This is a genomic window from Nocardia sp. 149-1B (assembly GCF_057747975.1).
In genome coordinates this window covers 4,077,748-4,090,690 of record NZ_CM173233.1, presented here as the reverse complement: position 1 = coordinate 4,090,690, position 12,943 = coordinate 4,077,748, and the positions used below count along the sequence as shown (strand labels likewise).

At 72.5% G+C, this 12,943-nt stretch carries 12 protein-coding genes; 7 read left to right on the top strand and 5 right to left on the bottom strand.

Annotated elements, in window-relative coordinates; genetic code table 11:
* Positions 1-173: 173 nt before the first annotated feature.
* Positions 174-1,142, bottom strand: a complete 969-nt coding sequence (locus tag AC3ANS_RS19490) for an N-acetylglucosamine kinase (protein ID WP_488293236.1) — start codon at positions 1,140-1,142, stop codon at positions 174-176.
* A complete protein-coding gene (locus AC3ANS_RS19485) occupies positions 1,139-2,401 on the bottom strand; it encodes a 6-phospho-beta-glucosidase (protein ID WP_488293235.1) in 1,263 nt (420 codons plus the stop codon). The genes AC3ANS_RS19490 and AC3ANS_RS19485 overlap by 4 nt, the downstream gene beginning before the upstream one ends.
* Before the next feature lie 100 nt (positions 2,402-2,501).
* Here AC3ANS_RS19485 and gtfA point away from each other — a divergent pair, with 100 nt between their 5' ends.
* On the top strand, positions 2,502-3,938 hold the full coding sequence (gene gtfA, locus AC3ANS_RS19480; protein ID WP_488293234.1) for a sucrose phosphorylase: 1,437 nt from the start codon (positions 2,502-2,504) through the stop codon (positions 3,936-3,938).
* A gap of 24 nt (positions 3,939-3,962) precedes the next feature.
* Here the strand turns inward: gtfA and AC3ANS_RS19475 are convergent, their stop codons facing one another.
* The 3 genes from AC3ANS_RS19475 to AC3ANS_RS19465 are packed head-to-tail and all read right to left on the bottom strand — an operon-like array spanning position 3,963 to position 6,470.
* Positions 3,963-4,580, bottom strand: a complete 618-nt coding sequence (locus AC3ANS_RS19475; protein WP_488293233.1) for a class II aldolase/adducin family protein — start codon at positions 4,578-4,580, stop codon at positions 3,963-3,965.
* Positions 4,577-5,731: a four-carbon acid sugar kinase family protein gene (locus AC3ANS_RS19470; RefSeq protein WP_488293232.1), complete on the bottom strand. Its 1,155-nt coding sequence runs from the start codon at positions 5,729-5,731 to the stop codon at positions 4,577-4,579. Before AC3ANS_RS19470 ends, AC3ANS_RS19475 begins: the two co-directional genes overlap by 4 nt.
* Positions 5,718-6,470 (bottom strand): DeoR/GlpR family DNA-binding transcription regulator, encoded by a 753-nt coding sequence (locus AC3ANS_RS19465; RefSeq protein WP_488293231.1) that lies wholly within the window; start codon positions 6,468-6,470, stop codon positions 5,718-5,720. Before AC3ANS_RS19465 ends, AC3ANS_RS19470 begins: the two co-directional genes overlap by 14 nt.
* 85 nt (positions 6,471-6,555) lie before the next feature.
* Between AC3ANS_RS19465 and AC3ANS_RS19460 the strand changes: the two genes are divergently transcribed.
* The 6 genes from AC3ANS_RS19460 to AC3ANS_RS19435 all read left to right on the top strand — a co-directional run bounded on the left by AC3ANS_RS19460 (position 6,556) and on the right by AC3ANS_RS19435 (position 12,943).
* Positions 6,556-7,950: an FGGY-family carbohydrate kinase gene (locus AC3ANS_RS19460; RefSeq protein ID WP_488293230.1), complete on the top strand. Its 1,395-nt coding sequence runs from the start codon at positions 6,556-6,558 to the stop codon at positions 7,948-7,950.
* Positions 7,947-8,846 (top strand): hypothetical protein, encoded by a 900-nt coding sequence (locus tag AC3ANS_RS19455; RefSeq protein WP_488293229.1) that lies wholly within the window; start codon positions 7,947-7,949, stop codon positions 8,844-8,846. Before AC3ANS_RS19460 ends, AC3ANS_RS19455 begins: the two co-directional genes overlap by 4 nt.
* On the top strand, positions 8,843-9,517 hold the full coding sequence (locus AC3ANS_RS19450) for an aspartate/glutamate racemase family protein (protein ID WP_488293228.1): 675 nt from the start codon (positions 8,843-8,845) through the stop codon (positions 9,515-9,517). The genes AC3ANS_RS19455 and AC3ANS_RS19450 overlap by 4 nt, the downstream gene beginning before the upstream one ends.
* A gap of 119 nt (positions 9,518-9,636) precedes the next feature.
* Entirely contained in the window at positions 9,637-11,022 is a 1,386-nt protein-coding gene (locus tag AC3ANS_RS19445; protein WP_488293227.1) for an ABC transporter substrate-binding protein, read from the top strand.
* Positions 11,023-11,066: 44 nt separating this feature from the next.
* Complete coding sequence (locus AC3ANS_RS19440; protein WP_488293226.1) at positions 11,067-12,032, top strand: carbohydrate ABC transporter permease; 966 nt, start codon at positions 11,067-11,069, stop codon at positions 12,030-12,032.
* Positions 12,029-12,943: a carbohydrate ABC transporter permease gene (locus AC3ANS_RS19435; protein ID WP_488293225.1), complete on the top strand. Its 915-nt coding sequence runs from the start codon at positions 12,029-12,031 to the stop codon at positions 12,941-12,943. The genes AC3ANS_RS19440 and AC3ANS_RS19435 overlap by 4 nt, the downstream gene beginning before the upstream one ends.

Genomic DNA, 12,943 nt, shown 5'->3' with positions numbered 1-12,943 from the left:
TCACGGCCCTGGGAAGGAAGCTCTCGGGGTGGGGGAGCGGTGGTCGGATCGACCGGTGGGGACCTGGTCGTCTGCGGGGTCGTCGGACCTCGCTGTCATCCGCTGCCGTCACACCTGGAACTGTCCGGCACCGCCGCGGATCTCACGCGCGGCCCGGATCTCGGCCCGATGGTCTAGACCTCGAGGGCGGTGCGCGCGGCGGCCGCTAGGACCGGTACGTCGGCGGCGGCTGCGCCGACCAGGTCGAGGGCCATCAGGGCGGCGCCCACGACCGGAGGGATGTCGCTGACGCGCACCTCGACCGGCAGGTCGTCGAAGACACCGCGGATCCGGGCGACCAGCAGCGGGTCGCGCGACTGGAGGAGACCACCTCCCAGCACGACCGTGGCCGGGTCCTCGCCCCAACCGAGACGCTCCAGCGCGGTGCGCGCGAGCAGTCCGACCTCGTCGGCGAGGTGGTGCGCGATCGAGATGGCGGCCGGATCCCCCTCCGCGGCCGTCGCGAACACCACCGGTGCGAGCTCGAGGAGCCGGTCGACTCCGAGGTCCCCGGTCATCATCGCCTCGGTGACCTCCAGCGGACGGGCGAGCCCGAAGTGCTCGGGCACCCGGAGGCGCAGCAGCGTGTCCTCGCCCCGGCCGTCCTCGGCGCGGCACGCCAGCGCCAGGGCGTCGCCGCCCACGTCGTAGCCCCCGCCCCAGTCGCCGCTGAGCCGGCCCATCGCGTGGAACCGGGCCACCCGGTCGCCTCGGACGCCCACGCAGTTGATGCCGGCGCCCGCCACCACCGCGACCCCCTCGCCGGATGCCGACCCGGTGCGCAGCACCGCGAACGTGTCGTTGCGGACCGTCACGCGCCCGGCCACCGCCGCGGCCTCGACCAGCGCCGACATCTCCTGCTCCTGGCGCGGCAGGTCGAGCCCCGCCATCGCGAACGCCGCGGCGGCGAAGCCGGTCCGGACGCCGCAGGCGCGCCGCGCCAGCTCCAGTGCGTGCTCGACCGAGTCGGAGGGGGACAGGTGACCGGTCACGAGCCCTGGCCCGGCGGCGACGCCGGCGAGCCGGCCGTCGGCGTCGGTGACGGCCACGTGGGTCTTGGAGTTGCCGACGTCGACCGCGAGGACGCCGGCGTCCCCGCTCACCGCGCGAAGCGCGGGAGGTACGCCGCGCTGGTCTCCAACAGCCGTGGGACCAGGCCCTCGACGAGCTCCCACTGCCCGACGAGCGGGTGCGCGAGCAGGGCCCGGCGTACGTCGTCGGGGTCGCCCGAGAGCGCGGCCCGGGCGGCCAGCCGCTCGTAGGCGCTGACCGCCTGCACCGGCCCGAGCATCAACGGCGACATCTCGGACTGGGGGAGCGGCTCGATGCCGGCGGCGCTGACCAGGCAGCGCGTCTCGATGACGTCGTCGTCGGCGAGCCCCGGGATCAGGCCGTTGTTGCGGACGTTGATCACGTGCGCGCTCTGCTCCGGTGCGTGCAGCGAGGCGAGCAGGTCGACGGCCGCCTCGCTGTAGAACGCACCACCCCGGTGCTCGAGCTGGGCGGGCTTCTCGACCAGGTCCGGCGACCGGTAGAGCTCGAGCAGCTCGGCCTCGAGCTCGGCGACCACGGTGGCGCGCGGCTTGTCGGCCTTCATCTGGGCCACGGTCTGGTCGTGGAAGTAGTAGTAGCGCAGGTAGTAGGACGGCAGGGCGCCGAGCAGACGGACCAGGTGCTCGGGGAACGGCGAGCGGCCGAGCAGCTCGTCCATCCGGTCGCGGAACAGCGTGGGCAGCACGTCCTCGCCGTCGAGGAACACCCGGCGCATCCAGGAGAAGTGGTTGAGCCCGACGGGGTCCACCTCGATGCGTGCCGGGTCGACCTCGAGCAGCCGGGCCATCCAGCGCTGGACCCCGATCGCGTAGTTGCACAGGCCGATCGCCCGGTGCCCCTCGTCGAGCAGCGCCCGGGTCACGATGCCCACGGGGTTGGTGAAGTCGATGAACCACGCGTCGGGCTTTGCCAGGCGGCGCACCTCCTCGGCGATCTCGAGCACGACCGGCACCGTCCGCAGCGCCTTGGCGAGCCCGCCGGCCCCGGTGGTCTCCTGGCCCAGGCAGCCGCACTCGAGGGGGAACGTCTCGTCGGCCAGCCGCGCGGTCTGGCCGCCGACCCGCAGCTGGACCAGCACGGCGTCGGCGTCGCGGACCGCCTCGGTGCGATCGGTGGTCAGGCGGACGTCGGTGGCGAGCCCCTGGTGGGCCAGCATCCGGCGGGCGAAACCGCCCACCACCTCGAGCCGGGCGCCGTCGATGTCCATGAGCACCAGCTCGTCGACGGACAGCCGGGCCTGCTGGGCGGCGAGGCCCGAGACCAGCTCGGGGGTGTAGGTGGAGCCGGCGCCGATGACCGCGACCTTCATGGACTTGCTACCTCTCGTGCTCACGGGGCGTGTGGAGGTGCCATCGTGGCACCAGGAGACCAGAGTATGGGATCGTTTCCACAAACACGAGAGGACCACGGTGGAACAGCGACGCAACGGGGTGCACCTGCTCACGTACGCAGACCGGTTCGGAGGTGACCTCGCCGGGCTGCGGCGGCTGCTGACCGACAGCCCGTTCGCGGTGTTCGCGGGCGTGCACATCCTCCCGTTCTTCACACCGTACGACGGCGACGACGCCGGCTTCGACCCCGTCGACCACACGACGGTCGACCCGCGTCTGGGCGACTGGTCCGACGTCCTCGCCCTGCGCGAGGCCGGTCTCGAGGTCACCGCCGACGTGATCGTCAACCACGTCTCGGCCGACTCCGCGGAGTTCCAGGACTGGCTGGCGCGGGGGGAGGAGTCGCCGCACGCCGGGATGTTCCTCACCTTCGACACCGTCTTCCCCGACGGCGGCACCGAGGCCGGGATCACCGCGATCTACCGGCCGCGTGCTGGACTGCCGTTCACGCCGTACGCGATGGCCGACGGCACCCGCCGCCTGGTGTGGACCACGTTCATGCCCTCCCAGGTCGACCTCGACGTCGCTCACCCGGTGGCGCGCGAGTACCTGTCCCGGGTGATGCGCACCTTCGCCGAGGCCGGTGTGCGCACGGCCCGTCTCGACGCCGTGGGGTACGCCGTGAAGACCGCCGGCACGGACAGCTTCATGACCGAGCAGACGCTGGAGTTCGTCCACGAGGTCACCGAGCTCGCGCACGCCGAGGGCCTCGAGGTGCTGGTGGAGGTGCACGCCCATCACAGCCAGCAGCGCGCGGTCGCGGCGGTGACCGACCTCATCTACGACTTCGCGCTCCCGCCGCTGCTGCTCGAGGCGCTCGAGACCGGGGCGGTCGACAAGCTCGACGAGTGGCTGCGGGTCCGCCCCACCAACGCGATCACGGTCCTCGACACCCACGACGGCATCGGGGTGATCGACGCCGGACCGGCGCGCGAGTGGCCCGGTCTCATGGACCACGACGAGATGGCCGCGGTGTTCGAGGCCGCCGCGCGACGTACGAACGGCGAGTCCGCACGCGCCTCGACCCCGGTGGCCTGGGCGGCGCTCCCGCACCAGATCAACTCGACGTTCTACAGCGTGCTCGGCGAGGACGACGACGCCTACCTGCTCGCTCGGGCCTTTCAGCTGTTCACGCCCGGGCGCCCGCAGGTCTACTACGTCGGCCTGCTCGCCGGCAGCAACGACGTCGCGCTCGCCGAGCAGACCGGCGTGGGCCGCGAGATCAACCGCCACCGCTACACCGCCGCGGAGATCGACGCCGCCCTGGCGCGCCCCGTCGTCCGGGCCCAGCTCGACCTGATCCGCCTGCGCGGCAGCCACCCGGCGTTCGACGGCGAGTTCACCGCCACCCGGGACGGCGCCGGCGTGCTCGTGCTGACGTGGACCAACGGTGAGCACCGGGCCGAGCTGCGCGCCGACCTCGCCTCCCGCGTTCACACGGTGACCGCCACCTGACGCCGGGGCCCGGGGTGGGGGACCTCAGAGTCGCGCGCGCAGCTCGTTGACCTGCGCGTCGGTGAGTGCGACGAACGGCAGGGCGCGCAGCGTCAGCACGAGCTGGGCGGCGGCCTCGATCTCCTCCGCGGTGTCGACCGCGGCGCCGAGCGAGGCGGCCGCCGCGATGCTGCCGTGGTTGGCCAGCAGCAGGCACGGCGCCTGACCGGCCAGCTCCGCGACGCCGGTGGCGAGCTCGGCCGAGCCCGGCAGCGCATAGGGCGCGCGCGGGAGCGGCCCGACCTTCGTCACCTGGTACGGCGTGAGCCACGGCGCGGGATCGGTCAGGCAGCTGAGCGCCGTGGAGCACGGCGCATGCAGGTGCACGACCGCGGCCGCGTCGGGGCGGGCGGCGTACACCGCCCGGTGCAGCGGCAGCTCCTTGGACGGCCGGCCCGACTCCGGGTCGCCCTCGGCGACCGGGGCGAGCGCGAGGTCACCGGGCCGCACGTCGGACATGCCGATACCGGTGGGGGTGATCAGCAACCGGTCGCCGACGCGAACGCTGATGTTGCCGGAGCTGCCGGGCGAGAGCCCGCGCGCGGCCAGCCGCCGGGCCGCTGCCACCACGGCCGCCCGGAGGTCGTCCATCGTGGGGCTCACAGCCACGCCTCCTCGAACAGGCCGTCGTCGCCGAAGTTGCCGGACTTGAGCAGCAGCCGCAGGCCGGGGTCGGGGCGCGGGCTGCACCAGGCGAGGCCCGGAGCGACGTGCTCGCGGACCTCGAGCGCACGCAGCCCCAGGGCCCGGCCCACCGCACCGGACGTCTCGCCACCGGCGACGAGCAGCTGGGTGACGCCGAGCTCCGTGACCGCGCGCCGGGCGACCTCGGCGAGGGTGGCCTCGAAGTCGCCGGCGCGCCCGGGCAGGCGCTCGTCCGGGGCGGCCGTCGAGTACACCAGAGCCGGCTCGTGCGTGCTCGCCAGGAACGCCAGCGCCGCGTCGGCCCCGCCGGGCTCGACGCGGTACGCCGGCCCGGTGAACCGGGCGACCTGGGCGCGGGTCTGCTCCGAGCAGGAGCCGGCCACGACGAGCCGGCGCCCCGGCGGGACCGGCATGGCCGTGGGGGCGTGGGCCCCGCGGCCGAGGGCCCGGGCGAGCGCGGCGGCGAGTCCGGCGGCTCCGCCCCACAGGTCCACCCGGCCCTGCGTGGCCCGGTCGAGCAGCGACCGGGCGTGCGCGTCGAGGTCGGCGTCGTTGAGGGCGTCGAGCACCACGTGGCCCGGGGCGAGGGAGCCGCGCGAGACCGGCCGCCGGCTCTGTCGCGCGAGCACCCGCACCAGGTCGGGGTCGGTCATCGGGGTCAGCGGGTGGTCGCGCAGCGAGGACTCCGAGAGCAGCCGGTCGCCGACGAAGAGATGCCCGCGGTAGACGGTCCGCCCGACCTGCGGGGTGGCGGGCGTGGTCAGGTCGGTCTCCGCGCCGAGCTCGTCCATCAGCGCGTCCGCGACCGGCCCGATGTTGCCCTCGTCGGTGGAGTCGAACGTCGAGCAGTACTTCTGGTAGATCCAGCGGGCGCCGGCGGCTCGCAGCGCCCGCGCCGCCGCGACCGAGTCGGTCACGGCCTCCCCGACGGGGGCCGTGCGCGACTTCAGGGCGACGACCGCGCACGCGACGTCCGGCACCGGCTCCTCCGGGTCGAGCAGCACGGCGGCGGGAAGTCCGGCCAGGTCGACGGCGGCGGCGAGGTCGACGGCCCCGGTGAAGTCGTCGGCCACCACCCCCAGCTGGAGCCCGGGGTCAGGCACGGGCATGCAGCACGTCGGCGTACGGCCAGCCGGCCAACGCCTCCGGGGACGCGTCGGTGACGAGCACGGTCACGGCGTCGGGAGTCGCGAACCGCACCGAGGCGCGGGCGCCGAGCTTGTGCCGGTCGGCCAGCACCACCACACGGTCGGCGCCGGCGATCAGCGCGCGCTTGATCTCCGCATCCACGGGGTTGGCGGAGTAGAGCCCACGCTCGTCGACGGCCGTGCAGGACACCACGGCGACGTCGACGGCCAGGTCGCGCGCCGCGGTCCACGTGGCCGGGCCCGTGAACGAGCGGGTCGTCGGCTCGTAGAAGCCCCCGAGAGCGACCAGCTCGCGGCCGTCGCCCGGACCGCAGGCCATGATCACCGGCAGCGAGTGGGTCACCACGGAGACCTCGTCGGGCAGGAACTCCGTGATCGCGGCGACCGTCGTGCCCGCGTCGAGCGAGACCCAGCCCGCGCCGTCCAGCAGCCGGGCCGCGGTCCGCGCGATCGCGCGCTTGGCCGGGGCCGCGCTCGCCCGGCGCTCCTCGAACGGCTCGGCTCCGCCCGCGCCCGGGAGGCTGGCGCCCCCGGGAACGCGACGCGCGAGGCCCTCGTCGGCGAGCCGCCGCAGGTCGCGCCGGATCGTCATCTCCGAGACGCCGAGCTCGGCCGCGACGTCGGCGGACGAGACGTACCCGCTGGCCGTGAGCCGGTCGAGGACGTCCTGCCGGCGGGCCGGCGCATCGGAGTAGCGCACGGGCGCCATCCAAGGCCGACGCGCGGCAGATGTCAAGATCTGCACATACTTGCCAAGATTGTCCAGTTTCGAACACACTGCTCGGGTGGCACTCCGGGACTCCGGCTTACGCGTCGCCGGCCTCGACCTCGGCACGTCGTACCTCAAGGCCGTCTGCGTGGACCTCGACCCCACGTCGGACCGGCCCGCGGAGACCGTGGTGCTTCGCCGTACGCCGACCCCGTCGGCCGCGGACGACCTGGTCGCGGCGGCCCTCGGCCTGCTGCGCGAGGTGACCGAGACCGGTGGGGCGGTGGCGGCCATCGGCATCGCGTCGATGGCCGAGACCGGGGTGCCGCTCGACGCGGCCGGCCGGCCGCTCACCTCCCTGCTGACCTGGGACGCCCGGCGGCCCACCAGCAGCGCCCTGGACGGCCTCGACCCCGCCGACCTGTTCGCCCGCACCGGCGTCCGCCTCTCCCCGAAGGTCCCCCTGGCGACCTGGGCCTGGCTCGCGCACTGGCATCCCGACGTCCGTGCCCGGATGCGCCACTGGGCCGGCGCGGGTGACCTGGTCGCCCACGCGCTCACCGGCCGGGTCGTCACCGACCACACCCTGGCCGGGCGCACCGGGGCACACCTGCTCGACGAGGACCGGTGGGCCGAGGACCTGCTCGGCCTGGTGGGCCTGCGACCCGAGCTGCTCCCCGAGGTCGCCGGCGCCGACGACATCGCCGGGCTCACCGACGGGGTGCCGGTGGTGGTCGCCGGGCACGACCACCAGGTCGGGGCGCACGCGTGCGGGGTCCGAGCCGCGGGCGACACCGCCGACTCGCTGGGCACGACCGAGGTCGTGCTCCGGGTCCTCGACGGAGCGCCGGATCCCGACGAGGTGCGCGCGGCCGGCATGAGCCTGGTGCGGACCGTCGGGGGGCGAGCGCGGGCGCTGATGGCCGGCAACGGGTCGGCGGGAGCGGCGTACGCCGCCTGGATCGCCGAGCACCCCGAGAGTGCCGACCTGCCGCACGGCCCGAGCGGCCTGCTGGTGCTGCCCTACCTGCGCGGCCGTCAGTGCCCCGACCCCGACCCCGGCGCGACCATGCGCGCGGTCGGCGACGTCGCGAGCGCCACGCCGGGCGCGCTCACCAAGGCGGTCCTGGAGGGCCTGTGCCTGCAGACCCGCTGGATGTACGACGAGCAGCGGCGGCTCGATCCCGGCCCGGCCGACGGTCCGGTCGTGCTCTTCGGCGGCCCCGGCGCGCGCAACGGCGACTGGACGCGGGTGAAGGCCGAGGTCCTGCCCCGCCCGCTGACCGTGGTCGCGCAGGACGAGCCGGTCGCGGTCGGGGCGGCGATCGTCGCGGCGGAGCGCGCCCGGCTCGTCGAGCCCGGCGCGGTCGTCCTGCCCGCGGTCGGGGTCGCCGCGCCCGGGGGCGACCCCTATCACCGGACCTATGAGGAGTTCGTGCGTCAGGCACGACGAGGAGAGAGAAGCAGATGACCCAGACCCAGCAGCCCACGCTCGACGCGATCGCCCGCCCCGGGGGTGGGTTCGCGATGGTGGCGATGGACCAGCGCGAGAGCCTGCGCGCGATGTACGACGCCGCCGGTGCCGGGCGGCCCGGTGACGAGGTGCTCGTGGACTTCAAGCTCGACGTGGCGCGGGTGCTCGCGCCCCACGCGTCCGGCTTCCTCATCGACCGCCACTACGGGTTCGACCGGGTCCGCGACGAGCATCTGGTGCCAGCCGGCTGCGGCCTGATCCTCGCTGCCGACGCGCTCGAGCAGGAGCCCGGGGGACCCGTCGAGGAGACCGGCCTGGACGAGGTCCCCCTCGCCGAGGGCTTCGACCTGCGCGGGGTGAGCGCCCTGAAGCTGCTGGTGATCTGGCGTCGTGACGCGAAGCGCCAGCAACGGGTCGAGCTGGCACGACGGTTCGCCGCAGAGGCCCGGGCGCGCGGCGTGCTCTCTGTGCTCGAGCCGGTCGTGCGTGCCACCCCCGAGGAGGCGGCGGCCGGCACCTGGGACCTCGACGACGCGATCCGCGAGGCCGCCCGTGAGCTGTCCCCGATCGGCGCCGACCTCTACAAGGTCCAGGTGCCCTCGTGCGGTCGCGGCAGCGACGCCGAGCTCCTCGAACGCTGCCAGGCGCTCGCGGCCGACATCACCGGCCCGTGGGTGGTGCTGTCCCAAGGTGTCCACCACGATGACTTCCTGCGCGCGGTCACGCTGGCCTGCCAGGCCGGCGCCAGCGGGTTCCTCGCCGGCCGCGCGCTCTGGTCGGACCTGGTCGGCTCCGCCGACCTGCCCGAGGCGCTGCGTGAGGTCGCCGTACCCCGCCTCGAGCGGCTCGGCGCCGCCGTCGACGAGCACGCGCGGCCCTGGCGGGACGCATGAGGGCGGGCCTGCTGCACACGGTCCCCGCGCTGGCCGAGGTGTTCCAGTGCCGGGTGACCGAGCTCGCGCCGGAGCTCGAGCTCACCCACGTGGCGGACCCCTCGCTGCTGGCCCGGGCCATCGCGACCGGGGTCGACGAGGAGGTGTGCGAGCGGGTGCTCGCGCACGTGCGGCACCTCGTGGCGACCGGCGCACAGGCCGTGATGGTCACCTGCTCCTCGATCGGGGAGGCCGCCGAGGCGGCCGCCCGAAGTGTCGAGGTGCCGGTGCTCCGCGTGGACGAGGCGATGGCCGAGCGCGCGATCGAGACAGCGGCGAGCGGTCAGGGTCGGGTCGTCGTGCTGGCCACGCTCGAGTCGACGCTCGGCCCGACCGGGCGGCTGCTGCGCCGCCGTGCGGAGGGGCGGCCCGGGGTGTCGATCGCCTCGGTGCTCGTCGCGGGCGCCGCGGCGGCGCGTGGCGCGGGCGACGTCGCCGAGCACGACCGACTGGTCCGGGCCGCGGTCGAGCGTGCTGCCGACGGGGCCGACGCGATCGTGCTCGCCCAGGCCTCGATGGCCGCGGCGGTGGACCAGTCCGGCCCGGTGCGCGTGCCGGTGCTGGGGTCCGTCGACACGGGCGCGGCGCGCCTGGTCGCAGGTGTCACAGGAGTGTTATCGAGAAAGTGTTGACCATCACCGGACAGTGTGGGTACGTTCTCACATGGAATCGATGCCACAGTGATTGGCGTCACTGATCCACCTCGAGCCGGGCGTCTGGAGGCGCCCCTCAACCATCGGAGGAACGGTCCATGAAGACTCGTCAAGCCCTGAGCGTGGCCGCCTGTGCCTCGCTGCTCGCGTTGTCCGCCTGCGCCCAGGGCTCCAGCGACGACAACAAGACGAAGTCCAGCGACTTCGACCCAGCCAACAAGTACAGCGGCAGCATCCAGGCCATGGGCTTCGGGGCCGGCGACGAGATCGCCACGACTCGCATGGACATCGCGCAGAAGTCGCTCGGCGGGGCGAAGGTCAAGCTCATCGAGGGTGACCTGGACGTCCAGGCGTTCCTCACCTCGGTGGCCTCGGGCGACGCCCCCGACATCGTCTACGCCAACCGCGACCAGATCGGCACCTTCGCCAGCCGAGGTGCGATCATCCCGCTCACCGACTGCATCAAGGGCGAGGGCATCGACACCAGCGTCTTCGACAAGTCCGCGCTGGGCCAGGTGACCTTCGGCGGTGACGTCTACGGCATCCCGGAGTTCAGCACCGTACAGGTCGTGCAGGCCAACCAGAACCTGATGGACGCCGCCGGCGTGACCATGGACGACCTCAACGGCAGCGACCCCGACGCGGTCACCGAGGCCGCCAAGAAGATGTACTCCGCACCCGGCGGCAAGCTCAAGGTCATCGGCTACGACAGCAAGCTGCCGGAGTTCCTGCCCCTGTGGTCCCACATCTTCGGCACCGACCTGATCTCCCCCGACGGCCGCACCGCGCAGCTCAACGACCCCAACGTGGTCGCCGCGCTGACCTGGGCGGTCGGGATCTACGACGAGCAGGGCGGCTTCCCGAAGGTCAAGGCCTACCGCGACTCGGCCGACTTCTTCGGAGCCGGCAACCAGTACGCCAGCAACACCCTGGGCGCCATGCCGATGGAGCAGTGGTACATCAACGTGCTCAACGACGTCTCGCCCGACGCCCCGATGGCCTTCGGTCCGGTCGAGGACGCCGACGGCAACCCGGTCGCGTTCAACTCCGGCTCCGCGTGGGCGATCCCGAAGGGCTCGCCGAACCCCGGCGCCGCCTGCCGCTTCGCCAAGGAGATGACCGCCACGGACTCCTGGGTCGCCGCGGCCCAGGCGCGCATCGACCTGCACAAGAAGGACAACAAGCCCTTCACCGGCGTCATCACCGCCAACACCGAGGCCGATGCCAAGATCGAGGCGATGACCACCGCGAACGAGGAGCCGTGGAAGGACGGCGTGGACGCGGTCTACGCGGCGAGCAAGAACACCTTCGCCTACCCGGCCAACCCCGCCGACGCGGAGTTCAAGACCGCCTGGCAGGACGCCGTGAACCGCGTGCTCAACGGTCAGCAGGACCCGCAGGAAGCGCTCGACCAGGCCCAGCAGGAGGCGCAGGACGCCCTCGACACCGCCTGGGGCAAGTGGGACGACAAGTCCTCGTCCTGACCGGACGACTTCATCGACAAAGATGACGGATCGGTAAGGAAGACATGTCGTCGACCCACCAGGACACCCCCGCCGCGGACACTCTCCGTCGTCCGCGGCGGGGGCGGTCCACCCTGCAGCAACGCTCCGACACCCGCGCCGCGTGGCTCTTCATCAGCCCGTGGGTGATCGGGTTCCTCGTCTTCACGCTGTGGCCGGTGATCTACAGCGGCTACCTGTCCTTCACCGACTACGACGTCATCAACCCGCCGACGTACGTGGGCCTGGACAACTTCCGCCAGATGCTTGACGACCCCAAGGTCTCCCTTGCCCTGCGCAACACCTTCGTCTTCACGCTGATGTCCGTGCCGGCGAAGGTGATCATCTCGGTGCTGCTCGCACTGCTGCTCAAGCAGGCGTCGAAGGCCACCGGCTTCTTCCGCACGGCCTTCTTCCTGCCGCAGATGACCCCGCCGGTGGCGATCGGCGTGCTCATCCTGATGCTGTTCAACGGCCAGCAGGGCCTGATCAACGAGCTCCTGGGCTTCTTCGGGGTCAACGGCCCCGCGTGGACGACCGACCCGCACTGGGTCAAGCCGGGCCTGGTCCTGATGAACATCTGGACGGTCGGCTCGACGATCATCATTTTCCTGGCTGCGCTCAACGACGTGCCGCAGGAGCTCTACGACTCGGCAATGGTCGACGGCGCGAGTGCGTGGCAGCGCTTCTGGCGCATCACGCTGCCGATGATCAGCCCCTCGCTGTTCTTCGTCATCATCATCAACACGATCAGCGCGCTGCAGTCCTTCACCGAGGCGTACACCGCGTTCTTCGGGTCCGGCAACACGACGTACAGCAACGACGCCGCGCTGTTCTACGGCATCTACCTGTTCCAGCAGGCCTTCCAGTTCCTGCACATGGGCTATGCCGCGGCGCTGGCGTGGCTGATGTTCGTGATCATCATGGTGGTCACCGCGGTGCAGTTCTGGGGCAGCAAGAAGCTCGTCTACTACGAAGGTGGGTCGCGATGAGCACCGCGCAGGAAGCGCCGCGGATCGAGACGGTCGCGCAGGGCGCGGCCGTCCCCGGTGGCGGGAGGCCGCGGGAGGGGGCGCGGATCACGCTGAAGACGATCCTGGTGTGGATCGGTCTGACGATCTGCACGTCGGCGTTCCTCTACCCCTTCGTCTGGCTGGTCAGCGCGTCGTTCAAGCCGCGCGGGGAGGTCTTCGACAACAAGCTGATCCCCCACACCTTCACGTTCCACAACTACGTGACGGTGTGGGACTCCGCGCCGCTGGCGACCTGGCTGCTCAACACCGTGCTCGTCACGGTGCTCGCGGCCGTCACCGTGACGATCTCGAGCGCGATGGTCGCCTGGGGCTTCAGCTACTACCAGTTCCGCTTCCGCGGGGTGCTGTTCTCCCTCGTGCTCGGCACGATGATGTTGCCGGGCGCGGTGACCATGGTGCCGACGTTCCTGATCTGGAACGACCTCGGCCAGGTGGGGCACATGACGCCGCTGTGGGCGCAGAACCTGTTCGGCAGCGCGTTCTACATCTTCCTGCTGCGCCAGTTCTTCCTCGGCCTCCCACGCGACGTCTTCGAGGCCGCGAAGGTCGACGGGGCCGGGCACTGGTCGCTCTTCTGGCGCATCGCGGTGCCGCTGTGCAAGCCGGCCCTGATCGTGACGCTGCTGTTCGAGACGCAGGCGGCGTGGACCGACCTGATGCGACCGCTGATCTACCTGCGCGACTCCAGCAGCTTCACCGTGCCGCGGGGCCTCAAGGCCCTGATCGACCAGTACGGCTTCGGCGGCGAGTGGCACTGGGAGGTCATCGTGACCGCCAGCGTCATCACCACCGTCCCGATGATCCTGCTGTTCTTCCTCGGCCAGAAGCAGTTCATCAACGGCATCGCCACCACCGGGTCGAAGGGGTGA

Coding starts and splice junctions, on each gene's coding strand:
- AC3ANS_RS19485 (WP_488293235.1), bottom strand. CDS start 2,401: ATGAAGGTCGCGGTCATCGGCGCCGGCTCCACCTACACCCCCGAGCTG.
- AC3ANS_RS19470 (WP_488293232.1), bottom strand. CDS start 5,731: ATGCCCGTGCCTGACCCCGGGCTCCAGCTGGGGGTGGTGGCCGACGAC.
- AC3ANS_RS19455 (WP_488293229.1), top strand. CDS start 7,947: ATGACCCAGACCCAGCAGCCCACGCTCGACGCGATCGCCCGCCCCGGG.
- AC3ANS_RS19450 (WP_488293228.1), top strand. CDS start 8,843: ATGAGGGCGGGCCTGCTGCACACGGTCCCCGCGCTGGCCGAGGTGTTC.
- AC3ANS_RS19445 (WP_488293227.1), top strand. CDS start 9,637: ATGAAGACTCGTCAAGCCCTGAGCGTGGCCGCCTGTGCCTCGCTGCTC.
- AC3ANS_RS19440 (WP_488293226.1), top strand. CDS start 11,067: ATGTCGTCGACCCACCAGGACACCCCCGCCGCGGACACTCTCCGTCGT.
- AC3ANS_RS19435 (WP_488293225.1), top strand. CDS start 12,029: ATGAGCACCGCGCAGGAAGCGCCGCGGATCGAGACGGTCGCGCAGGGC.